The sequence below is a fragment of the Pseudoalteromonas sp. JB197 genome, assembly GCF_002332205.1.
GTDB classification, from domain to species: Bacteria; Pseudomonadota; Gammaproteobacteria; order Enterobacterales; family Alteromonadaceae; genus Pseudoalteromonas; species Pseudoalteromonas nigrifaciens.
Map to the genome: position 1 here is coordinate 192,190 of NZ_NRGZ01000002.1, position 25,604 is coordinate 217,793.

17 protein-coding genes are annotated in these 25,604 nt (G+C 41.9%); 10 read left to right on the forward strand and 7 right to left on the reverse strand.

Annotated elements, in window-relative coordinates; genetic code table 11:
• Window positions 1-38: 38 nt before the first annotated feature.
• On the reverse strand, window positions 39-1,445 hold the full coding sequence (gene yegQ, locus CIK86_RS16090) for a tRNA 5-hydroxyuridine modification protein YegQ (protein ID WP_086998179.1): 1,407 nt from the start codon (window positions 1,443-1,445) through the stop codon (window positions 39-41).
• Window positions 1,446-1,674: 229 nt separating this feature from the next.
• On the opposite strand from yegQ, the gene ndk reads away from it, so the two are divergent.
• The 9 genes from ndk (at window position 1,675) to der (ending at window position 12,153) form a co-directional block, all read left to right on the forward strand.
• Window positions 1,675-2,106: a nucleoside-diphosphate kinase gene (gene ndk / locus CIK86_RS16095; protein WP_011329780.1), complete on the forward strand. Its 432-nt coding sequence runs from the start codon at window positions 1,675-1,677 to the stop codon at window positions 2,104-2,106.
• A 169-nt stretch (window positions 2,107-2,275) separates the two neighbouring features.
• Complete coding sequence (locus CIK86_RS16100; protein ID WP_086998182.1) at window positions 2,276-3,406, forward strand: bifunctional tRNA (adenosine(37)-C2)-methyltransferase TrmG/ribosomal RNA large subunit methyltransferase RlmN; 1,131 nt, start codon at window positions 2,276-2,278, stop codon at window positions 3,404-3,406.
• A gap of 146 nt (window positions 3,407-3,552) precedes the next feature.
• Entirely contained in the window at window positions 3,553-5,295 is a 1,743-nt protein-coding gene (gene pilW, locus CIK86_RS16105; RefSeq protein ID WP_086998185.1) for a type IV pilus biogenesis/stability protein PilW, read from the forward strand.
• The gene (locus CIK86_RS16110; protein WP_011329777.1) at window positions 5,292-6,155 is read left to right on the forward strand and encodes a RodZ domain-containing protein; all 864 of its coding nucleotides are present in this window, start codon (window positions 5,292-5,294) and stop codon (window positions 6,153-6,155) included. The genes pilW and CIK86_RS16110 overlap by 4 nt, the downstream gene beginning before the upstream one ends.
• 5 nt (window positions 6,156-6,160) lie before the next feature.
• Entirely contained in the window at window positions 6,161-7,279 is a 1,119-nt protein-coding gene (ispG, locus tag CIK86_RS16115; RefSeq protein WP_086998188.1) for a flavodoxin-dependent (E)-4-hydroxy-3-methylbut-2-enyl-diphosphate synthase, read from the forward strand.
• Window positions 7,280-7,458: 179 nt separating this feature from the next.
• Complete coding sequence (gene hisS, locus CIK86_RS16120; RefSeq protein ID WP_011329775.1) at window positions 7,459-8,739, forward strand: histidine--tRNA ligase; 1,281 nt, start codon at window positions 7,459-7,461, stop codon at window positions 8,737-8,739.
• A gap of 47 nt (window positions 8,740-8,786) precedes the next feature.
• Window positions 8,787-9,407, forward strand: a complete 621-nt coding sequence (locus tag CIK86_RS16125) for a tetratricopeptide repeat protein (protein WP_011329774.1) — start codon at window positions 8,787-8,789, stop codon at window positions 9,405-9,407.
• Window positions 9,408-9,417: 10 nt separating this feature from the next.
• Complete coding sequence (bamB, locus tag CIK86_RS16130; RefSeq protein WP_086998191.1) at window positions 9,418-10,596, forward strand: outer membrane protein assembly factor BamB; 1,179 nt, start codon at window positions 9,418-9,420, stop codon at window positions 10,594-10,596.
• 93 nt (window positions 10,597-10,689) lie between these two features.
• Entirely contained in the window at window positions 10,690-12,153 is a 1,464-nt protein-coding gene (gene der, locus CIK86_RS16135) for a ribosome biogenesis GTPase Der (protein WP_011329772.1), read from the forward strand.
• Between the two features lie 103 nt (window positions 12,154-12,256).
• Here the strand turns inward: der and CIK86_RS16140 are convergent, their stop codons facing one another.
• On the reverse strand, window positions 12,257-12,844 hold the full coding sequence (locus tag CIK86_RS16140; protein ID WP_011329771.1) for a DUF4202 domain-containing protein: 588 nt from the start codon (window positions 12,842-12,844) through the stop codon (window positions 12,257-12,259).
• Between the two features lie 184 nt (window positions 12,845-13,028).
• On the opposite strand from CIK86_RS16140, the gene CIK86_RS16145 reads away from it, so the two are divergent.
• Entirely contained in the window at window positions 13,029-14,756 is a 1,728-nt protein-coding gene (locus tag CIK86_RS16145; protein ID WP_086998195.1) for a DUF885 domain-containing protein, read from the forward strand.
• 55 nt (window positions 14,757-14,811) lie between these two features.
• Here CIK86_RS16145 and CIK86_RS16150 read toward each other — a convergent pair whose 3' ends face one another.
• The 5 genes from CIK86_RS16150 to gltB form a co-directional block, all read right to left on the reverse strand.
• Window positions 14,812-15,273, reverse strand: a complete 462-nt coding sequence (locus CIK86_RS16150) for a thioredoxin family protein (RefSeq protein WP_086998198.1) — start codon at window positions 15,271-15,273, stop codon at window positions 14,812-14,814.
• Window positions 15,274-15,396: 123 nt separating this feature from the next.
• Window positions 15,397-17,346 carry a hypothetical protein gene (locus CIK86_RS16155; protein WP_086998201.1) on the reverse strand — a complete coding sequence of 650 codons (1,950 nt, stop codon included), beginning with the start codon at window positions 17,344-17,346 and terminating at the stop codon, window positions 15,397-15,399.
• 190 nt (window positions 17,347-17,536) lie between these two features.
• On the reverse strand, window positions 17,537-19,216 hold the full coding sequence (ilvD, locus tag CIK86_RS16160) for a dihydroxy-acid dehydratase (protein WP_086998204.1): 1,680 nt from the start codon (window positions 19,214-19,216) through the stop codon (window positions 17,537-17,539).
• A gap of 147 nt (window positions 19,217-19,363) precedes the next feature.
• The gene (locus tag CIK86_RS16165) at window positions 19,364-20,854 is read right to left on the reverse strand and encodes a glutamate synthase subunit beta (RefSeq protein WP_011329766.1); all 1,491 of its coding nucleotides are present in this window, start codon (window positions 20,852-20,854) and stop codon (window positions 19,364-19,366) included.
• Window positions 20,855-20,874: 20 nt separating this feature from the next.
• Window positions 20,875-25,482, reverse strand: a complete 4,608-nt coding sequence (gltB, locus tag CIK86_RS16170) for a glutamate synthase large subunit (protein WP_086998207.1) — start codon at window positions 25,480-25,482, stop codon at window positions 20,875-20,877.
• Window positions 25,483-25,604: the final 122 nt, after the last annotated feature.

A 25,604-nucleotide genomic window follows, 5' to 3' on the forward strand; every position in this document is an offset into this window, starting at 1 on the left:
TAACGCTATAAAAGTCGCTTAAAGTATTGCTGTAATTACTAAACGGCTTGCTTAAACGGATTACGAGTATCTTGATGCTCATCAAGATTACGCATTAAAATAGCGTACGCTAAATCTAGCGCTTGAGGCAGCGCTATTTTAACAATATGGCCGGAACCTTTAGCATCGCTAATACTTTCACCCTTTTTATTTTCCATGCACTCAAGGGTAAAGCTAATATTGCCTTTTGGGGTCATTAACTCTAATGAATGGCCAACACAAAACTTATTTTTTACATCAATATCAACTAAGCCGTTAGCATCTCTACCCAGCACTTCGCCAACAAACTGTTGTTTAGTTGATACCGAATGGCCGTATTCATAATTTTGATAGTCTTGGTGCGCATGGCGCTTTAAAAAGCCTTCGGTGTAGCCTCTGTGGGCTAAATTTTCTAAGGTTTTAAATAAGTTGGTATCAAACGGGCGACCAGCTACTGCGTCATCAATTGCTTTGCGATAAACCTGCGCGGTGCGTGCTACATAATAAAAAGACTTGGTGCGCCCTTCTATTTTTAAGCTATGTATACCCATTTGGGTAAGTTGCTCTACATATTGTACTGCACGTAAATCTTTTGAGTTCATAATATAAGTACCATGCTCATCTTCATAAGCAGGCATATATTCACCGGGGCGACCTTGCTCCTCTAACATGACTATTTCGCTGCTAGGCGCGCCTTCACCAAGCGTAGGTATTATACTTTTAGGATCGAACTTATGTACCATTTCACCCGTTTCGTTTTCAACGCCCGGTTTTACATCGTAATCCCAACGACAAGCATTAGTGCATGTACCTTGATTTGGATCGCGTTTGTTTATGTAACCCGACAATAAACAGCGTCCAGAATACGCCATGCACAAGGCACCATGGACAAATATTTCCAACTCGGTATTTGGGCAAAGCCTGCGTATTTCGGCAATTTCTTCTAGCGACAGTTCGCGCGATAAAATAACTCGCTCGATCCCCTGTTTTGCCCAAAATTGTACACTCGCGTAATTTACCGCATTCGCTTGTACCGATAGATGAATAGGCATAGTCGGCCATTTTTCACGCACTAACATAATTAAACCCGGATCAGACATGATCAGCGCATCGGGCTGCATAGCAATAACCGGCTCAATGTCGCGTAAATACGAGTTAACTTTAGCGTTATGCGGCGCAATATTAGATACCACATAAAACTTTTTATTCAGTGCATGCGCTTCATCTATACCTACTTTTAATGTTTCAAGATCAAACTCATTATTACGTACTCTTAAGCTATAGCGTGGCTGCCCTGCATATACTGCATCGGCACCATAGGCAAACGCATAGCGCATGTTTTTTAAGCTGCCCGCGGGCGATAATAGTTCAGGGGTGAACGCAAACAGCGGCGTGTTTTTTGAAGAGTTAACAGTAGTTGATGGCATGAGCGCTCCATACATAAAACTGGTTACAAGCCAGTTGCATGAATAATTAACAAATACAATAATTGTAGAGCGCGGCAGTATAAATGCAGCAAATTATTTGTATTTGATCGAGATCACAAAATAACAATCAAATTGGTTATTAATAATAATTAGTATTTTTACGTTAAAACGCGTATAATTCGCGCCCGTTAATATTCACACTTTCACTTAAAATTATTGGAGCATTAAGATGGCTTTAGAACGTACTTTCTCAATCGTAAAACCTGATGCAGTTGCTAAAAACCACATCGGCGCTATCTACAACCGTTTCGAAACTGCTGGCCTTAAAATCGTTGCAGCTAAAATGGTTCACCTTTCACAAGAGAAAGCTGAAGGCTTCTACGCTGAACACAGCGAACGTCCTTTCTTCGGTGCTTTAGTATCTTTCATGACATCTGGTCCAGTAATGGTTACCGTTCTTGAAGGCGAAAACGCTGTTCTTAAAAATCGTGAAATCATGGGTGCTACTAACCCTGCAGACGCACTAGCAGGCACTTTACGTGCAGACTACGCTGACAGCATCGACGAAAACGCTGTTCACGGCTCTGACGCTGTTGAATCTGCTGCTCGCGAAATCGCGTACTTCTTCGCTGACGAAGAGCTTTGTTCACGTACTCGTTAATTCGAACTCGTTAACATATTGAAAAGGGCTTTCGGGCCCTTTTTTAGTCATTATGTAAGGTATTAATCAGTAAACTTATAATGTTTTACTTAATGATTAAGCTGAGTGAATTGTGTACAATTCGTCCTCGTAAATTTTTATCTCCACCGTCACCGATTGAGGTTGTTTCATGACCGAGCAAAAAAAGATTAACTTATTAGATTTAAACCGAGAAGGGATGCGCGAGCTATTTGCATCGTTCGGTGAAAAGCCGTTTCGTAGTGACCAGGTGATGAAATGGATTTATCATTTTGGCGTAGACAACTTCGACGATATGAGCAACGTAAACAAAAAGCTTAAAGAAAAACTTAAAGCTGAATGCGAAATTGTTGCCCCAGAAATATCAGTGCGTCAACAAGCTAAAGATGGCACGATCAAATACGCATTAGTGCTTGAAGGCGGCCAAGAAGTAGAAGCTGTTTGGATCCCTGAAAAAGAACGCGCTACGTTATGTGTATCATCGCAAGTTGGTTGTGCGCTTGAATGTACTTTTTGCTCTACAGCACAACAAGGCTTTAACCGTAACTTAAAAGTATCTGAAATTATTGGCCAGGTTTGGCGTGTAGCTAAAGATATTGGCCTTGATGGTCACAGCGAAAAACGCCCGGTAACAAACGTGGTAATGATGGGCATGGGTGAGCCACTCCTTAACGTTAAAAACGTAGTCCCCGCGATGGAACTGATGTTGGACGATTGGGGTTTTGGTTTATCTAAGCGCCGCGTTACATTAAGTACTTCAGGCGTGGTACCGGCTCTGGATTTACTAAAAGAAAAAATTGACGTAGCACTGGCTATTTCATTGCATGCTCCTGATAACGCACTGCGCGATATTTTAGTGCCCGTTAATAAAAAATACCCTATTGAAGAGTTTTTAGCGGCGTGTCGTCGTTATATCGATGGCTCTAAAGCAAATAAAGACGTAACCGTTGAATACGTTATGCTCAATGGTATTAACGACAGCACCGACCAAGCGCACGCATTGGTACAAACGCTTAAAGGCACTCCTTGTAAGGTAAACCTTATTCCGTTTAACCCATTTCCGGGTAACGAATATACGCGTTCGAGTAATAGTCGTATTGACCGTTTTTCTAAGGTTTTACAAGCAGCCGGCATTACTTGTATTGTACGTCGCCCTCGCGGTGATGATATTGATGCAGCGTGTGGTCAATTAGCTGGCGATGTTGTTGATAGAACAAAACGCTTGGCTAAAAAGAAAATGCGTGACGATAACGCGATTACCGTTAATATTCACCAAGCATAACCTCATCTCTAAATAGCAATCAGTCTTAATTAATACTTCATATCAAGACTGATTGCTTTTAAGTCGTTTATTTTTAAATAATTGATGCAACATAGATGCTTTTAGGTAAGATAGGCGCTATGGACAAAAAATAAAGAGACAAGGTAATGCGACCTTTACTAGTTTTAACTATATCTACGCTCGCCTTAGGCGGTTGCGTTACAGAAAATAGTTATAACGGCAGTGATAAACCCGTTGTCGAAAATAAAATTAATAGCGCAGGCGCAGCTCGAACTCGCATTGCCCTTGCTTTACAATATTTAAATACGGGTAATAACTCTCAAGCAAAATATAACCTTGAACGTGCCAGCGAATATGCGCCAAACCTACCCGAAGTCCACTACTCTTTAGCGTATTACTATCAACAAGTTGGTGAAAATAAACTTGCCGATTTAGCCTATCAAAAAGCACTTGCTATTAAACCTGACGATCCTAATACCTTAAATAACTATGGGGTATTTTTATGTGGTATAGATGAATACGACCGTGCTACTGATCAGTTTTTAAAAGCAATCGCAATACCCAGCTATATCCGTGTTGCCCAAAGCTACGAAAACTTAGCGTTGTGCGCTATAGAATTTGACGACTTTGATAACGCCGAAACTTATTTTCAGCAAGCAATAAATCACAGTTCTCAGCGCGCTTCAACGCTGATTAGTTTAGCGGCTTTATATTACGCTAAAAGCGATTTATACAAAGCAAGTGCACTGTTAAAGCGTTACGACGATACCGCGCAAATATCTCCGCGTGCTTTATTACTTAGTTATTTAATTAAACAGCGCATGGGTAAAATTGAAGAAGCAGAGAAAATTGCTGCAACTATCCTACAAACTTACCCAAGTAGTGAGCAGGCTTTTGCGATTAGAGATAGCCAAATAAAACAAACCGAATTTGAAGTTTTGCGCGAAAAATATCGTCAAGCGCAGCTCAATGAATTAAAACAAGATGGTAGCGAAGCGCAATTAAGTTCACAGCCTAAAATAAAAATAATTCGTAAAAAGCGTCCATCACAAAATGACTCAACAAGCTTAATTAGTGCTAATAAAACGCCCGTTGCAACAGTAACAGACCCAGCTGCAGTAATAGCAGAAGTTAAACCAGTTCTGCCATCAAGCAAAACTGTCGCACCACCAAGCCAGGCGAACGCTGTGCTTAACGCAAAACCAATAACAAACTCAACAAACCAAAGCAGTAAACAAGCTATTGTTAGCCCTTTAAGCGCGCAGCCTGAGACACCAACAAGCAACTTGCCTGCAGCACAGGCTGCAGCTAATAATAACGTTAAAATAATTTCTTTTGGTGCTCCTCAACCTGCTATTAACAGCGCTAATAAAGCAAATACAACTAACACTACTTTCAGCCAAGCGAGTGCTCAACCTAGTAATAATGGTCAGGTGGTTTTTTATAAGCCCACTAAAAATGCAGATGTATTTGCTAGCAATAACAGCAACGAACTTGACACCATAGAGCTGAGAAATGCGCCAACAAGTAACGACAATAAGCTACCTATGCTCAACCCTAAGGTTGCGCCGCTTACAGTCCCGTTTCATATTATAGAGTTTGGTGAAAACCTATTTAGCATTTCGGTACGATACAATGTTAAACTACAAAAGCTCCTATTATGGAATGGATTAAAAGAGTCAGATCGGGTAATGAATGGCAGTAAAATTTACCTTAACGATCCTAACATTTATTATGAAATTAAAGCTGGTGATACCCTTTTTGAAATAGCTACCCAGCGGCAGGTATTAATTGATGAATTAATGCGATGGAATAAATTAAGTCCTGATATAGCACTAACACCAGGGCACAATCTTTTACTAGTGGATCCAGACTCATACCTATTATGAATGAAGAAATTACTCAGCCCCAAAGCGAACAACCTTCTCTTGGGCAAATATTAAAAACACACAGAGAAAACGCTGACATTAGCCTTGCTACTATGGCAACACATTTAAAACTGACTGTGTTACAAGTACAACGCATGGAAAATGATGAATATCAGTTACTTGGCCCTACAACCTTTGTAAAAGGGTATATAAAAAATTATTGCCGAGAGCTAAAAATTGATCATACACCTATTTTGGCTATGCTACCTGCACCTACAACGCCTGAAAAACCCGTTGATATGCAGAGTTTTTCGCGTCGTACTGAAAAAGAAGCTAACGACAGTCGTTTAATGATTGCCAGCTATATTATTTTAGCCATTGTAATTGGCTCCTCTGCCTTATGGTGGTGGCAAAATTCTATGCCAATTGAAGAACAAACAAGTAATATTAATGTTGAAAACTCGATAATGAGTGAGCAACAAGAACAGGCTGCGCAAAGTAATATTGGCGCATCACAGCAGCAAGTTCAGGAAATAAATAATGTAGCATTACCGCAAAGTGAGCAATTAAGTGCGCTACCTAGCGGTAATAGTACAATTAACACCACTACTACAGCCCCTAACGAAGCAAACAATAGTAGTACTATCGTTATGCTTTTTAATGATGAGAGCTGGGTAGAAATTTATGATGCCGAAGGTGAAAAAATTGCGTTTGGAGTAAAAAAAGCAGGCTATGAAATGACCTTAACAGGCATAGCTCCTTTTTCGGTTGTGCTGGGTAAGCATGATGCAGTTAATATTACTCTAAACGGTGAAACTGTTGATCTATCAGCTTTTCCAAAAAATCGTTTAGCTAAATTTAAATTACCACTAGCAGAGTAGCCGCTATGTTTTCAGAATCCCCAATTAAACGCAGAAAATCAACCCGTATTAATGTTGGTAATGTACCTATAGGTGATGGCGCACCCATTGCCGTGCAGTCAATGACTAACACCGACACTATGGATGTGGATGCAACCGTAGCACAGATTCAGGCAATACAAGATGCCGGCGCCGATATTGTGCGCGTATCTGTACCAACTATGGACGCCGCCGAAGCATTCAAAAGCATTAAAGAGCAGGTAACTATACCGTTAGTAGCCGATATTCACTTTGATTACCGAATTGCCTTAAAAGTGGCAAAATATGGCGTAGATTGTCTGCGTATTAACCCAGGTAATATTGGCAGCGAAGAGCGAATTAGGGCTGTGGTAGATGCGGCTCGCGAGCACAACATTCCTATTCGTATTGGTGTAAATGGCGGCTCATTAGAGCGCGATTTACAAGAAAAATACGGCGAGCCTTCGCCCGAGGCATTATTAGAGTCGGCAATGCGCCATGTAAATATATTGCGCCGTTTAGACTTTGATCAATTTAAAATATCGGTAAAAGCATCTGACGTGTTTTTAGCTGTCGGTGCTTATCGCTTGCTAGCAAAAGAAATAGACCAACCTCTGCATTTAGGTATCACAGAAGCCGGTGGCATGCGCTCAGGTTCGGTTAAATCGGCAGTCGGTTTAGGCATGTTACTTGCCGAAGGGATTGGCGATACGCTACGTGTTTCGTTGGCAGCCGATCCGGTGCAGGAAATTAAAGTTGGTTTTGATATTTTAAAATCACTGCGTATTCGTTCTCGCGGTATTAACTTTATTGCTTGCCCTAGCTGCTCTCGCCAAGAGTTTGATGTAGTTAGCACCATGAACCAATTAGAAGAGCGCTTAGAGGATATTATTGAACCGGTTTCGGTCTCAGTGATTGGCTGTGTAGTAAACGGCCCTGGCGAAGCATTGGTAAGTGATATTGGTTTAGCCGGCGCTAGTCGTCGCTCAGGATTATATATTAATGGCGAACGCCAAAAAGCCCGCATAGATAACAATAATATTGTTGAACAACTTGAAGGCTACGTGCGCGATTTTATTGCAAAAAAACAAAACCAAACACCTATCGATATTAAAATCGTTGAGTAACACCTTTAATTAGTTAGTTTGGCCTTTATTTAAATTGTGCTATCGCTGGGTAACTTAGCAATAGCGCGCCTCTAAGCTCGCATTTACGTGTAAATTAGGGTTATAATATCGGGTCAATTTTTTTAGTTTTATGTTGTCGCAGTCAAGCATTGTACAACAACAGTTTTTAGGATTTAGCAGTGGCAAAACAAATTCAAGCAGTTCGCGGTATGAACGATTGCCTACCAGGCGATACTCAAGTTTGGCAAAAAGTAGAAAATATTTTACGCGAAACCGTTGCGTCGTTCGGTTATCAAGAAATTCGTTTTCCAATTGTAGAATCAACCGACCTATTTAAACGCTCTATTGGTGAAGTAACCGATATAGTAGAAAAAGAAATGTACACCTTTGCCGATCGTAATGGCGACTTACTTACGCTTCGCCCAGAAGGCACCGCTGTGTGTGTACGCGCAGGAAACGAAAATGGCTTACTGTATAACCAAGAGCAACGCCTTTGGTATATGGGCCCAATGTTTCGCCATGAACGTCCGCAAAAAGGCCGCTATCGCCAGTTTCACCAATTTGGTTTAGAAACCTTTGGTATTGCGAGTGCCGACATAGATGCAGAAGTTATTTTACTTACAGCGCAATTATGGGAATCGTTTGGGATTAGCGAACATGTACGTTTAGAGCTTAACTCATTAGGTTCAAACGAAGCACGTGCCAATTACCGTGATGCACTGGTTGCCTATCTTGAGCAACACCTTGATGTACTAGACGAAGATTCAAAACGTCGCATGTATTCAAACCCGCTACGTGTACTTGATAGCAAAAACCCTGACGTGCAAGCAATTTTAATTAATGCACCTAAGCTATCTGAGCATTTAGACACTGAATCAAAAGAACATTTTGCAAATTTATGTGAACGTTTAGACGCAGCTGGCGTCAAATATACGATTAACGAAAAACTGGTACGTGGTTTAGATTATTACAACCGCACTGTGTTTGAATGGATCACCGACAGCTTAGGCGCGCAAGGTACTGTGTGTGCCGGTGGCCGTTACGATGGCTTAGTTGAGCAACTTGGCGGAAAAGCGACCCCTGCAGTAGGTTTTGCAATGGGCCTTGAGCGCTTAGTGCTACTGCTACAAGCACTTGAGTGTGTAGGTGATATTCGTCGTAATGCTGATGTATATTTAGCATCAATGGGCGACAAAGCCAGCATTCAAGCACCTATTATTGCAGCGACGCTTCGACGCGATGTGCCAAACTTACGCGTTATGGTGCATGCTGGCGGCGGCAACTTTAAAAAACAATTAAAACGTGCTGATAAAAGCGATGCACTCGTTGCCGTTATTATCGGTGAAGATGAATTAGAACAAGGCGTTGTGACCATTAAGTATTTACGCGAGCGTAAAGAACAAGTCACATTAGAATTAGAACAAGCTAAAGCGCTATTAGCAGAGCTTATTAATAGCTAATATTTTAATAAAAGCATATTAATGCCAAAGCTATCACAGAGGTAAAAATGGATATTTATTCAACAGAAGAACAACAAGCCGAAGCCATAAAGCGCTTTTTCCGTGAAAACGGCCTTTCTCTTGCACTAGGTGTAATTGTAGGTTTAGGTGGTTTATATGGCTGGAAAGCGTATAACCAAAACCAAATTACCACAGCTGAGCAAGCATCAGACGCTTACACAACATTGGTTTCAGGCGAAAGTGTATTATCGTCAGCTGATACGTTTATTAGCGAAAATAAAGATACCAACTACGCAACGTTAGCTGCATTTGTAGCGGCTAAAGATGCTGTAGAAGCAAATGACCTAGACGCTGCAAGCGAAAAGCTAAGCTGGATAGTGTCTAACGTAAAAAACGATGAATTAAAAGCCATTGCTATTACACGCCTAGCTCGCGTTCAAATTGCCCAGCAGCAGTATGATGAAGCGCTAACGTCGTTAAATGCATCATTACCTGACGCATTTTCTGCCAATGTTGCAGAGCTTAAGGGTGATATTTACACTAAGCAAGGCGACAAAAAACAAGCTCGCGCAGCATATCAAGCAGCGGTTGATGCCGGTGGACTAACCAGTAATCCACTATTACAAATTAAGTTAGATGACCTAGCAGTAACAAGCCCAGCGGCATAAGGTTTTAGCTATGAAAAAAATAACAATCGCAACGCTTGCACTTTGCATGGCAACTTTAATGGGTTGCTCGTCAAGTGATGACGAAGAAGAACTGGTTCTGCCTGAAATAGCCAACCAGTTCGAAACTAATATTGTATGGCAAGAATCAATTGGTAATGGTGTAGAGCATTATTTTTCACGCTTATCACCTGCTGTATATAAAGATACCGTATACGTTGCTAACCGCGAAGGCCAAGTAAAAGCACTTAAGCTAGAAAATGGCGATACGCTATGGAAAAGCGATGTGCGCCAAGATGTATCGTTTTGGCCATGGGCCGATAACGATAGTGCAAAATTATCGGGCGGAATATTACAAGCTTATGGTAAAATATATTTAGGTTCGGAGCATGGCTATGTTATTGCTCTAGATCGTGAAACTGGTGAAGAAGTTTGGCGTAAAAACGTACCCGGTGAAGCACTTTCAAAACCAGCTGCCGGTGACGGTTTGGTATTTGTAAATTTAGCTTCGGGTAAGTTATTAGCCCTTCATCCTGATACGGGTGAAGAACGCTGGCGCTTTGAGCAAGAAGTACCTGCGCTAACCTTACGTGGACAAAGCGCGCCTACTATTGCAAATGGTGGTGTATTAGTTGGCCTAGAAACCGGCAAATTAAGCGTATTAATTTCAGACAGTGGTTACTCTGCATGGAGTGCCGAAATTGCAGTTGCTAAAGGTGCTTCAGAGTTTGAGCGTCTAGTTGATGTAGACACACAACCACTTATTAGCGGCCCATACGCTTATGCTATTGCTTATAATGGTAACCTAGCGGCAGTTGATATTCGTTCTGGTAATATTGTATGGAAACGTGAATACAGCAGTTACCGCGATATTGCCATGGATGCACAAAGTATTTATGTAGTAGATAGCAACGGTGTTATTTACGCATTGGATAAAGATTCAGGTATTGAACGTTGGAGCCAACCCGCTCTACGTGGTTGGTATTTAACAGGCCCTGCAGTTGCAGGTGAATATTTAGCGTTAGGGGATCAAGAAGGTAACCTACATTGGCTAAATAAAGTCACTGGCGAGCTAGTATCTCGTGAAGACTTTGACAGTTCAGGCTTTTTTGTTGAGCCTGTTGTTGCCAACGATAAACTGATTTTATATACCCGAGATGGGGAAGTTAGTGCGGTACAAATACCAAACTAACTTATGATTATTAGTATAACCCACTAATAGTTAATTATTTTTTGTAAGGCTTCGCAACGCGAAGCCTTTTGTTGTTTTTTAAAGAGGTAGTTTATGCTTCCCGTGATCGCTCTAGTGGGGCGACCCAATGTGGGCAAATCCACATTATTTAACCGTTTAACACGTACTCGTGACGCGCTCGTAGCCGATTTTCCAGGTTTAACTCGTGATAGAAAATATGGCCAAGCAAATTACGATGGCTATGAATTTATCGTGGTAGACACGGGCGGTATTGATGGTTCTGAAGAAGGCATTGAAATCGAAATGGCTGATCAGTCTCTGCTCGCCATTGAAGAAGCCGATATAGTACTGTTTTTAGTTGATGCCCGTGTAGGTATGACAGTAGCTGACCAAGCCATTGCTAATCACTTGCGCAAGCAAGAGAAAAAATGCTTTGTGGTTGCTAACAAAACCGACGGTATTGACGCCGATTCAAACTGCGCTGAGTTCTATCAATTATCGCTGGGCGAAATTCATCATATTGCTGCATCACATGGCCGTGGTATTACGTTATTACTTGAGCAAACGCTACAGCCTTTAATTGCTGAATTAGCGGCGCTTGATGAAGATGTAAGTAACGATGATGAAGAGCTTATCGATTTATACCAAGAAGACAGTGAAGATGACTCTCATCAAGCATTTGCAGACAAACCTGTAAAGCTAGCTATTATTGGTCGTCCTAACGTAGGCAAGTCAACACTTACCAACCGTATACTCGGTGAAGAACGTGTAATTGTTTACGATATGCCAGGCACAACCCGCGATTCTATTTATATTCCAATGACCCGTAACGACAAAGAATATATTTTAATCGACACAGCTGGTGTGCGTAAGCGTAAAAAAGTAAGCGACGTGGTTGAAAAGTTCTCAGTGATTAAAACCCTACAAGCAATTGAAGACTGTAACGTAGTGTTATTAGTCGTTGATGCTCGTGCGGGTATTTCTGATCAAGATTTAAGCTTATTAGGTTTTGCACTTAACTCTGGCCGTTCACTGGTTATTGCGGTGAACAAATGGGATGGCTTAGACGATTATGTTAAAGATCGTATTAAATCAGAACTAGATCGTCGCTTAGGCTTTATCGACTTTGCCCGTTTACACTTTATATCGGCATTACACGGTACTGGCGTAGGTCATTTATTTGAGTCGGTAGACGAAGCGTACGAATCAGCTACCAAGCGTATAAGCACCGCAATGTTACGTCGTATTATGGACATGGCACAAGCAGATCATCAGCCGCCACTTGTTCGTGGTCGCCGTGTTAAGCTTAAATATGCGCATGCCGGTGGTTATAACCCACCACGTATTGTTATTCATGGTAACCAAGTTCATGATTTACCTGATAGCTATAAACGCTACCTAATGAACTACTACCGTAAAGCACTGAAAATTATGGGCACACCTATCAAAATCGAATTTAGAGAAGGTGATAACCCATTTGCCGGACGTGTTAATAAAATAACACTATCGCAAAAACGTAAAATTCGTGCGTTTAGTAAAGAAAACCGTAACAAATAGGTACTAGGTACTAGGTACTAGGTACTAGGTACTAGGTACTAGGTACTAAAATATTAAATGGCGTACATTAAATGTACGCCATTTTTTTGTTTAAAATAAAGTATTACGCAACCGCTTTATGAATAAGCCCAACTAACGGTTCGGGTAATGTTACATTACCAGCGAGCACAAAATCACGCGCTTCTACTGACATTTTTTGCCACGTGCGACGAATAATGCCAAGCCATTTTTGTTCATCATAATCTGGTTTGGTACTGGTAAAGGCCAACATATAATGTTCAATAAACACCAAACTTGCAATATCCTCCACTAACTGACTGTCTGGGTTGCGTTTAATATCTTGCTTAGCTACCGCGGCATAAACCCGTTGTTGCTGTGCTTCGTTAAAGCCAACTTGTTGCATCAACTCAATTACTCTTGAAGCATGAAATATATAAAGCGCACTACGCCACTGATGATACCCCTGCTTATTCATAGCAAAGTTACTACGCGGCGACTGCCAGCGCTCAATATGCTGGCCGCGTACTGCTATTTGCATAAGCTCATCGGCATTAGGGTTAAAACGCGCTAACATTTCGCTCATACGAGTTGCGTATAAACTTTCTTTTGGCAGGCTCTGAGCATTATATATTTCAGTATTAGGGTCTTGGCTATTTGCTTGATCAATTAAAGTTATTACTTGGTTAAGCATTGTTTTATTAGGTGCGCTATTTAGCATGGTACTTATATTTAACTTGAGTTTACTTTACACCATTCTAAGCCGCTCAAAACGAATAAGCGAGTACTGAACGTTAACCGCACTAACTAAGTGTTATCTATAAACAGCACGTGTTAACCTTGAACGATAAAAATTAACTCGCTAAAACGAGATAAACATGTTCAAAAAAAGTATTTTAGCTATTTGCTTAACCCTAGTTTCGCTGCCAAGTATGGCTGATAACAATGCCGGTTTAAAAAATATAATTGATAAACATTGGCAACACGCTCAAGCCGAAAAAATATTTTTTCGTACCGATCCCGACGGCTGGAAACCCAATGGCAAGTTAGCTAATTGGACCGAGCACGCTATTGCTCAGCGTCAACAGTACAATGATGCCGTGCTCGACAATTTAAAAAACATTGATCCTAGCAAGCTCAGCGACGCGCAGTTAATGAATTACCGATTATTTAAATATGAACGAGAAACCGAGCAACAAAGCTATCTATTTCAGGATAAGTATTTTCCAGTAAACTTTTTAAGCGGCTGGCATACCTACTTTGCTGAAGCACCGGCTAATATGGCATTTTTAACTGCTAATGATTATGATAACTTTTTAGTCAGCCTTGCCGACTACCCTCGTTTTAATCAAGAAAACATTAACTTGATGAAAGCAGGGATTAAAAATGGTTATACGCACTACTGTAAAACCTTTGAAAATTACAGCAGTAGCATTAGCGCTCATATCGTTAAAAAACCTGAGAACAGCGCCTTATACGAGCCCTTTACCCGTATTCCGAGTACGTTTAGTGCAGAGCAAAAAGCCACATATCAAAACAAAGCAAAAGCTTTAATTAGCTCAAAAGTAGTACCCGCTTATCAGCATTTTTACGACTTTTTTGAAAACGATTACATGCCTAATTGCAGAGCCGAGCCTGGTATTTCAAGTGTTAAAGATGGCCTTGATTACTACAAATATACGGTAAATTATTACACCACCACCAATGCCACGCCAAAACAAATACACGAACTTGGCTTAAAGGAAGTCGCACGTATAAAAACGCAAATGCAAAACATCATTGATAAAGTGGGCTTTGATGGCACTTACGCTGAGTTTTTAGAGTTTTTAGCGAGCGACGAGCAATTTTACGCAACAGACGCGCAAGACTTGCTCGAAAAAACCGCTTTTATTACCCAAAAAATGTATGGCAAGTTACCTACCTATTTTGGCCATTTACCGCGCAACACCTTTACCATTAAAGGCTCAGCAAGTCGCGGCGCGTTTTATATGCCACCGCCTGATAACCGCTCACCAGGTACTTATTTTTTAGCTTCAATACCTAAACTACAACCTTTATATAACCTAGAGGCACTGAGTTTACACGAAGCAATTCCTGGGCATCATTTACAAAATGCCGTTGCCATGGAGTTAAATGTACCCCAGTTTAGACGCACACTTAGCCACTCTGCATTTGGCGAAGGCTGGGGCTTGTACAGCGAACGTTTAGGCAAAGAAGCCGGATTTTATCAAGACCCTTACAGCGACTTTGGCCGTTTGGGCTACGAAATGTGGCGCGCAGTGCGTTTAGTGGTTGATACCGGTATTCATGCCTTTGGCTGGAGCCGCCAAAAGGCTATTGACTACTTGGCAGATCACACAGCCTTGCCGCAAAGTGCGGTTGAGGATCAAATAGATCGTTATATTTCTTGGCCAGGCCAAGCACTGTCTTACAAAATGGGCGAGCTAAAAATACGTGAACTGCGCGCAAAAGCCGAAAAAGAGCTAGGTACTAAGTTTGATATACGCCAGTTTCACGACACTGTCATCGGCCAAGGTTCACTGCCAATGGCGGTGTTAGAAGCGGTAATAAATGAATGGATTGCACAGCAAAAGTCCGTTATTTGATCTCGGTGGCGCTGAACATTACTCAGCGCCTTTAACCTGCAAGCTCACTCGATTATTAAGGTAGGTTTTTTGTAAGATCTTGCGCAAGTGTGCCCGCTGGTTTTTCAACCATACGTGTTAGTTCTTTGCCATTTTGGCTAACTATAATAGTAGGTGTGTATTGTAAATTATGAGCCTGTGCTACGCCGCTAGCATCTTGCTTGTTGTATCCTACAGCTACAAATTTAATACTCTCTAATTGTACTTTCGACTGTTCAAGCAGCTTAATTAAACGCGGAACTTCGCGCGCGCTATCATGGCACCAAGTACCAAATAATACGGTTAACTCCTTCCCCTTTAATTTTTGTATTAGCGTAATATCTTGTTTGGTAGGGGTAAAGTTTTTATATTGCTGAGCAAAGTTATCATATTCTTCAAGTAAATCTGTCGCGCTAATACCCCCAGTATAAGGCGCTGTAGCCCCAAAAGTGGACAGTGGCAAACACAGAAAAAAGAATAAAACTAATTTTTTAAACATTAAGGCGCCTTTTTGTATTAATACTGTGAGTGTTTTATTTACTCGATTTAAGAGTATAAGTTAAGTTGATATATGGCTATTTTACAACCAAAAAAAGTCAATAGCATTACTATAATCAAGCCATTATTTATTGTTATCCATAAAAAAGTTTACTTGCGATAACTGCGTTAAATACTCTCGTCTTGCATCTTTATCTTGCGCTAATTTGTCTAAATCACCAATTAATGTAACTAACTTATTATGTGAATAATGGTTGGTATTTTTAAAATTATCTTGCTCACCAATCTCGTTTATACGCTCTTTTTTATCCATTTTGTGGCTGTTTTCGTTGCTTTCAAGCCAAATGTCGTTAATAAGGCGAATGTTACTTTCGTGAGTGGTTTTTTCAGTAAGTGCCATTTTTAGCTCATACTGCGATTTATCTTGGTTGTATTGATAGGTTTTTTTATCAATATCTATTTGCTGGTATTGGTCAAGCCCAACTAACTCGTTATTTTTAACGGCGGTATTAATATTGTAACTTTCTTCGCTGTCGTAATAATCGGGCCGGGTATTCTGGTAGTCAAAATGGCTACTTACGTTTTTACTTTGCGTAACCCCTTTTAGCTCACCTGACTTTTGTTGCTCGGTGGCTTGGCTTAGCGCAACGTTACTTTTAGGCTGATAGTCGCCTCTGTCCATGGCAAACTCAAATTTTGCATCAAAATCAGCTAACTTAGAAATACCCGCCCCTAAAGAATTTTGCGTACTGTTGCCAAGCCCTTGATAGCGAGGATCGTTCGTGATCATGTTATCGACTAAATCGGCAACCATAGCGCGCCCGTCATTAAATTGCTTATCTGCAAGTGACTCTATACTACTATAACGTTCAGCCGCCGACGACATACTTGCAAAAGCCCCTTTAAACAATTCAAAGCCTTGTTGCATTGTCTTGTCGCCCTTACGACCAAATGCCGAGTCTTTACTATCCTCGGTACTGTTTACTCGGCTATCTTCTAAGCTTTGATCGAGCGACGCTAAATACTGCTGCATTTGCTGTGTGTCTTTAGCACCAATGGTCGACATATCGAGTGCAAAGTCTATTTCGTTTTGCCCACTTTCTGATTTAAACACAAGTGCTTGCTGATTCGATGCTTCATCAATTGAGTAACTTAAATCAAGCGTGTTTTCGCCTGTATCAAGCACATCATTTTGCGTTGTTGAAAAAGACACATCAAAACCAGATAACTGCTGATGATTAAAATCAGCTAAAAAGTCTAAGTTCATATCGCCTTGGTTTACCGGCACATAACGGCTGTTAGCATATTGACTGACTTTAAAAAACTCATCAGCCATTTCACCTACACCTGCAAGTACTTCAGTTAGCGCCTGATGCTCAGCCTCTGACAAATCCCCTTCTACTTCATAGCTAAGGCTAAAATTATCAGCCGTTTTACCAGCACTTTCATCATAACCTTGCGATGAGTTAAAGGTAATATTAATAATATCGCCTTCTTTGGTTTTTACTGATAATTGAAAGCGGTAGTTATCGTCATCCTCATGCTTGCTGCGATTAATACTCTCCATATAAGGGTTAAGCGCACGCTCAACACGCTGCTGACTAGAGGCTAAAAATGATGTTTGTTGATGCCCTAATTGCCCCAGGTTAAATAAAATATCACTGGTGTTGGCGTAAGCACCCTGAATATCTGTTACCGATTTATTTAAGCGTTGTATGAGCTTATCGCTATGCTCATTTTTAAGTAGCCCTTCTTGCTGACTCGTTATTACAGTACGTATAGCTAACTCTTCAGCGCTGTAGTGGTAGCTCGATATATTTGCTTTTTTTGCAGGAGTGATCAGCATCGAAAGTTGTTGTTGCAGTAATTGGGCAACTTTTTCGTCGCTAAACTGACTGAGAAAATCGGACGTTATTTTGGGTGATAGCTCTGTTGCTAACTCTGGTATTAATTTTGGCGCTATTTCGAGTGGGCTATGTTGCAGTTTGCTGCTAAGGGTATGGTTTACATTATCAACTGGCAGTACTTGCTTTGTCGCTAAACTAGAGTGGTTATTTAACCCATTGTTAATCATGATCATCCTTAATCGCAAACTGCTATTAAGTATATATCGGTCGGCCAACTAAAAACTTGAGCGATTTATAACCTTGTTACTTAAATTACAAATAAAGTAACAAGGTTATCTAGGGCGTGTTGATCTTTGCGGATTAAAACTCGCTCTATTTAGGGGAGTTTAATCGCTAATTTTAGCGATTAATTGTGCCTTAACTTGGCTTATCGGTCACGGCTCCGGTAGAAGCTGAGCTTACTGTTCTGGCATATTTTGCTAGTAATCCGCGGGTGTATTTTGGCGCAGGTTGTTGCCAACGTTGTTTCCTACTGGCCATTTCTTCATCAGTAATATTAAGAGTCATTTCACGGCTTTGCGCGTCAATAGTAATGCTGTCACCATTTTCTACTAGTGCAATGGCGCCGCCTTCGTAAGCTTCTGGTGTAACGTGCCCCACAACAAAACCCCTACTACCACCTGAAAAACGACCATCGGTAATAAGCGCCACATCGTTACCTAAACCTTTACCCATAATAGCTGAAGTGGGGCTTAGCATTTCACGCATACCTGGGCCACCTTTAGGACCTTCATAGCGAATTACTACAACGTCTCCGGCTACTACTTGCCCATCTATAATAGCGGCAAAACCTTGCTCTTCTGAATCATATACTTTTGCGTTGCCGGTAAAGCGTAAACCCTCTTTACCCGTAATTTTTGACACTGCTCCTTCTGGCGCTAAGTTGCCAGCTAATATAACTAAATGACTGTCTTTTTTAATCGGCTGATCAAAAGGTAAAATAATATTTTGCCCTGCTGGGTAATCTGCTACATCGGCTAAATTTTCGGCCATGGTTTTGCCTGTCACTGTCATACAGTCACCGTGCAGCATACCGGCATCTAATAAACGCTTCATCAGTGGCTGAATGCCACCAATTTCAATCAACTCCGACATTAAATATTGACCGCTTGGGCGCAAGTCGGCAATTACTGGTGTTTTATCGCCAATACGCACAAAGTCATCCAATGTTACTTCAACGCCTACCGCATCAGCCATAGCAATTAAATGCAGCACCGCATTGGTTGAGCCGCCTAAGGTAATGATCAGCGTAATTGCATTTTCAAACGCTTTTTTGGTCATAATATCGGAAGGTTTAATGTCATGCTCTAGCAAATAAACAATCGCTTTACCCGCATCAATACAGTCTTGTTTTTTGTTTTGTGAAATAGCATTTTGCGCAGAACTATTTGGCATACTCATGCCTAAAGCTTCAATTGCTGAGGCTAACGTATTTGCCGTGTACATACCACCACACGAACCGGCCCCTGGTATGGCTGTTTTTTCAATATGTTCTAATTGCGTAATTGGAATATCGCCTGCCGCGTAGCTGCCCACCGCTTCAAATACCGAGACTATATCGGTATGATTTTCACCGGGTAAAATTGTACCGCCGTACACAAATATAGAAGGGCGGTTTAAACGTGCTAAACCCATTAAACAACCCGGCATATTTTTATCACAACCGCCAATAGCAATAATACCGTCGTGGCCCATACCCGCTGATACCGCTTCTATTGAATCGCAAATTACTTCGCGTGATACTAAAGAATATTTCATCCCTTCGGTGCCCATAGAAATACCATCGGATACGGTAATGGTATTATAAATAACGCTTTTCGCACCGGCGCTATCTACGCCTTTACCCACTTCTTCGGCAAGTGTATTAATGTGCATATTGCACGGCGTTACCATAGACCATGTAGAGGCAATACCAACTTGAGACTTTTTAAAATCGTCATCATTAAAACCTACCGCTCGTAACATAGAACGACTAGGAGCCTGAGCGCTACCATCTACAATTTTTTGTGAATATTTACGTGGTTTTTCAGAAGTCATTTCTTACCTTACCTACTTTTTACAAGGTTTATTAATAGAATAAATTATAAAAACAAGCCCCACCTTGCATAATTAATGCGGTAGGGCTTGCTATAATAGATGGTTTTAACTTTTAAAGCAGTTAAAGTTTACAGACTTGTAATCGCTTTAAGGCAAATAGCTTTTACCCATTAAATAGCTGTCAACCTCACGTGCGCAGCGTCGACCTTCATCTATTGCCCACACAATTAAGCTTTGTCCGCGACGACCATCGCCTGCGGCAAATACGCCAGGCTTGCTTGTAGCAAACTTATCGTACTGTGCTGCAATATTAGAGCGAGCATCTTGCTCTAAACCAAATTGTGCAACAAGGCCACCTTCTGGCCCCATAAAGCCCATAGCAATCAGTACTATATCGGCAGGAATTATCTTTTCACTGCCCGCTACTTCTTGTGGCACCATTTGCCCTTTATCGTTAAGTTGCCAAGTAATATCTACAGTGTGCACAGCTTTAACATTACCTTGCCCGTCACTTTCAATTTTTTTAGTCATCACTAAATATTGACGTGGATCTTGGCCTTGTACTGCAATAGCTTCTTTTTGGCCGTAATCAACCAACAAACGTTTCGGCCATTGTGGCCAAGGATTGCTGCTCTCGTCGCGTTGCTCGGGTGGACGAGGCATAATTTCTAGCTGAATAGCACTTTTACACTGATGGCGAAGCGCAGTACCAATACAATCGGTGCCGGTATCACCGCCACCTATAACCACTACATTTTTGCCTTTCGCATTAATGAACGCTCCGTCTTGATGTTCGCTATCGAGCAAGCTTTTGGTATTGGCTGTTAAAAAGTCCATAGCAAAATGCACACCGTTAAGCTCGCGCCCTGCAACGGGTAAGTCGCGCGGTACTGTGGCACCAATACATAACACGACTGAGTCAAAGTCAGTTTCTAACTGCGCCACACTAATGTCTTTGCCTACTTCAGTATTAGTAACAAAAACAATGCCTTCTTGGGCTAAAATATCAACCCGACGTTGCACTAATTCTTTTTGTAGCTTCATGTTTGGAATACCATACATTAGCAAGCCACCAATGCGGTCGGCGCGCTCATATACAGTAACCATATGGCCAGCTTTATTTAACTGTGCTGCAGCGGCAAGGCCCGCTGGGCCCGAACCAATTACGGCTACATTTTTACCAGTGCGAGATGCAGGTGGCTCAGCAACCACCCAACCTTGCTTAAAGGCATGATCAATAATTTCTTTTTCATGTAACTTAATAGCCACCGGATCGGCGTTAATACCCAGTACACATGCCCCCTCACAAGGGGCTGGGCATACACGCCCAGTAAACTCAGGAAAGTTATTGGTTTTATGCAATAGCTCTACTGCATCTTGCCAGCGGCCGCGATAAATTAAGTCATTCCACTCCGGTATTACATTATTTACCGGACACCCAGCTACTGCCGGTGCAAATTCTGATTTTGCCGACTGACAAAACGGCACGCCACAATCCATACAACGCGAAGCTTGCTGCTCTACATCTGCTTGTGGTATTTCTTCATATACTTCCAGCCAGTCAATTAAACGTTCACCTGCGTTACGCTCAGTTGGCAAGGCACGACCTACGTTGATAAACCCTGTTGGATTTCCCATAATATATTCTCCTTGGCAGCTTAAGCTTTAGCGCTAGCTATGTTGTTTAAATGAATGTCGAATGCTTCTACGGCAATGTCATACTCTGAGGTGAATTTTCCGCTACTGCGTACATCATTCATATAACCTTGCATGCGTTTGTAATCAACCGGCATTACTTTAACAAAGCGCTTAACATTGCTGTTCCAATCTTTTAATAAATCACTGGCAACATCTGAACCTGTAGCATCAAAATGTTGGCTAATTAAGGCTTTTAATTCGTGGCTTTCAGCGTCGGTATCTACACTTTCAAGTGCGACCATTTCCATATTGCATTTAGCCGCAAAGTCATTATTTACATCAAGTACGTAAGCAACACCGCCCGACATACCTGCAGCAAAGTTTCGACCAGTTGCGCCCAAAATAACCACTTTACCGCCGGTCATGTATTCACAACCGTGATCCCCCACACCTTCAACAACGGCTGTTGCGCCCGAGTTACGTACACAAAAACGCTCCCCCGCTATACCGCGTATAAAGGCGCTACCCGAAGTTGCTCCAAAAAAGGCCACATTACCAATGAGGATATTTTCACTAGCAGCAAACTTAGCTTGTTTACTAGGGTACACCACTAAATTTGCGCCAGAGAGTCCTTTACCAAAGTAGTCGTTGGCATCGCCTTCAAGTTCAAAACGTAAACCCTTGGTTGAAAAACAACCAAAGCTTTGTCCCGCTGAGCCGTTAAACTTAACCTTAATAGTATCTTGCGGTAAGCCATCTGCATGGTACTTTTTAGAGATTTCGTTAGAGATCATCGCCCCTATGGTTCTGTCGGTGTTAATCACATCGTATTCAAGCGCCACACTTTGCCCAGACTCTAGTGCCGCTTGAGCATCTTTGATCATTTTGCGATCGATAATGTCGTCGATTAAATGCTTTTGCTTTATTGATTGATACAGAGTTTCGTTTTCAGCGCATTCTGCTTTGTGTAATAGTGGAGTTAAGTCAACGCCTTGGTATTTCCAATGGTCAACATCTTTGCGCTGCGTAAGGCACTGAGTTTGGCCTACCATTTCTTCAATACTTCTAAAACCAAGCTCAGCCATAATTTCGCGTAAACCTTCTGCCATCATGGTAAAAAAGTTAACTAAAATATCGGCACGACCAGTAAACTTGTCGCGCAGGCCTTTATCTTGTGTGGCAATACCAACTGGGCAAGTATTTAAATGACACTTACGCATCATAATACATCCCTCAACCACCAATGCTGTGGTAGCCATACCATACTCTTCTGCACCAAGTAGCGTTGCAATGGCTAAGTCGCGTGGCGTTTTAAGTTGCCCATCGGTTTGTACCGTAATACGGCTACGCAGTTTATTACGCACCAAAGTTTGATGCGTTTCAGCCAAACCCAGTTCCCACGGTAAGCCCGTATGTTTAATTGAGCTCAGTGGTGACGCACCGGTGCCGCCATCGTGGCCCGCAATCAGTACCACATCGGCATAGGCTTTTGCCACACCCGATGCAACCGTACCTACACCCGCTTCTGATACTAATTTAACGTTAATGCGCGCGTCACGGTTGGCGTTTTTAAGATCGAAAATAAGTTGCGATAAATCTTCAATAGAATAAATATCATGGTGTGGCGGCGGCGAAATTAAGCCCACCCCTGGCGTAGAGCCACGAGTTTTACCAATCCATGCATCTACTTTATCACCTGGTAATTGCCCACCTTCGCCCGGTTTTGCGCCCTGCGCCATTTTTATTTGTAGCTCATCGGCATTCGCTAAATAATGGCTAGTAACACCAAAACGACCCGAAGCCACTTGTTTAATTCGCGAATTCATCGAATCGCCATTTTCAAGCGCAGTATAACGAATTGGGTCTTCGCCGCCCTCACCGCTGTTACTTTTACCGCCAATGCGGTTCATAGCTATAGCTAAAGTAGTGTGTGCTTCCCACGAAATTGAGCCAAACGACATGGCACCCGAGGCAAAGCGTTTGAAAATGTTGGCAACCGGTTCCACTTCGCTCAAGGCAATAGCAGGACGATCGCTATTCAATTGTAATAACCCCCGTAAGGTAAAGGCTTCTTTACTTTGATCGTCCACCGTTTTTGCATACTGCTTAAACTGCTCAACATTATTACTGGCTGTTGAATGCTGCAGTAAGCGAATTACCGTGGGATTAAATAAGTGCCGTTCACCATCATGACGCCACGAGTATTCTCCGCCCGTAGGCAGTAGTTTATCTATAGCAATGCGGTTGGCCTCAGGGAAACCCTCACGGTGGCGTAATAGCGCCTCTTGGGCAATTTGATCTAGGCTTAAGCCTTCAATACGGCTAACCGTACCGGTAAAGTACTGATCAATAACCTCCGAATTAATACCCAAGGCTTCAAAAACTTGCGCACCTAAATACGACTGTAGCGTTGAAATGCCCATTTTAGAGAAGGTTTTCAACAAGCCGCTGCCTACCGCTTTGGTGTATTTTTGGGTAATTTGTTCATTTGTTAAGTTAGTATCAAGTACGCCTTCATCACGTAAACCATACATGCTCTCTAGGGCTAAATACGGGTTAACTGCCGCAGCGCCATAACCAATAACAGTAGCAAAATGATGCGTTTCGCGTATATCACCCGACTCCAAAATTATATCGGCAGATGAGCGTAGTTTTTCACGAATTAAATAGTGATGCACCGCAGCTGTTGCCAATACCGAAGGTATAGCAACATGGTCGCTGTCTACGCCACGGTCACTTAAAATGAGTATTTCATAATCATCTTCAACGGCATTTTTGGCATATAAACAAATACGATCCAGTGCTCTTTTTAGTGCACCTGGCCCACCGCTGGCTTTAAAAGTAATGTCGATCGTTTTAGCTTGAAGATGATTGTTATCTATATACTGTAGTTTGCGTAATTGCTCATTGGTCAATACAGGCTGTTCTATTTCAACCTTATGGCAATGCCCAGGTGTTTCATCGAGCAAGTTAAGTGAGCGGCCAATATAACCGCGCAACGACATAACCAATTCTTCACGAATAGGGTCAATAGGTGGGTTGGTTACTTGCGCAAATAACTGCTTAAAATAATGTGATAATTGTTGCGGGCGATGCGACAGCACTGCAAGCGGCGTGTCGGTACCCATAGCGCCTAGTGGCTCTTTAGCCGTACCAACCATACCCGCTAGTACTAGGTTAAGATCTTCGCTGGTGTAACCAAATGCTTTTTGTATTTTTCGCAGCTCTGCCAATGGCGGCTGGGCAAAAGACGCGCTAGGAACGGGTAAATTGTCTAATTCAATTTTGTTTTCAGCTAACCAACGAGCATACGGCTGAGCCGAGCTAACGTGTTGTTTTACTTCGTCATCACTAATAATGCGACCTTGCTCTAAGTCAGCAATAAATATTTTACCCGGTTGCAAACGCCCCTTTTCAACCACAGTAGATTGGTCAATACATAAAGTGCCGGTTTCTGAGCCCATTACTAGCATGCCATCTTCGGTTAACAAGTAACGCGAAGGGCGCAAACCATTACGATCAAGGGTTGCACCAATAATATTACCATCGGTAAACGATAACGATGCCGGGCCATCCCATGGCTCCATAATACAGGCATAATACTCGTAAAATGCACGTTTAGTGGCATCCATATCGGTTTGAGTTTGCCATGCTTCTGGCACCATCATCATCATTACTTGCGCCAAAGACCGCCCGCTGAGCACTAATAGCTCAATAGCCATATCAAGGTTAGCCGAATCTGAGTTATCGTTATTACACACTGGGTTTAACATGTTCAATTCAGCATCGCTAAAATTAACCGAGCTAAACAATGCCTCACGAGCATTCATCCAGTTAATATTACCGCGTACCGTATTAATTTCACCATTGTGGGCTATATAACGAAACGGCTGCGCACGGCGCCAAGCAGGAAAAGTATTGGTTGAAAAGCGAGAATGAAACATCGCCATTCCCGAAATAGTACGCTCGTCTTGCAGATCAAGGTAATACTGGCGCACTTGCTCGGTAGTAAACTGGCCTTTATAAACAATTTTGGTAGATGACATTGAGGTTACATAAAATTCGTCACGTTCGGTGAAATCTAAACCATTAATTTTATGCGAGGTGTATTTACGCAGCACAAACAGCTTACGTTCAAATTCTTGTGCGCTTAGCCCTTGCGGCTTAGCAATAAACACTTGCTCAATATTTGGCTCGCTTTCAAATGAAGCCGCGCCTAACATAGAGTTATCGCCCGGAACATCCCGATACCCTATTAAGGTTAAACCCAGTTCGGCAATATTTTGATTTAGTATTTTTTTACACGCGTCGCTAAGTGCTTTATCGCGTGGGAAAAAAATCATCCCCACACCATAGTTTAAGGCACTTGGCAGTGTCCACCCTAGCTTTGCGGTTTCTTGACGGAAAAACTCATGAGGAATTTGAATAAGAATACCAGCACCATCACCACTTTTAACGTCAAACCCTGTTCCACCACGATGTTCCATGCAGCTGAGCATGGTGAGTGCATTTTCGATAATATCGTGTGACTTTTTACCCTTAAGGTTAGCGACAAAGCCAATGCCGCAACTGTCATGTTCAAATTCAGCGCGATAAAGACCTTGGGATTTTTTGCTCATATCATTCATTACTTATTCCTATTTCATCAGCCTATTGCTATCAGCTAAATTGTGCTTACTAATTAAGTCATATATTTTTATATACTCGAGGTATGCGCTTATCTCATTCAAAAAATCGTTAAAATGCCTAA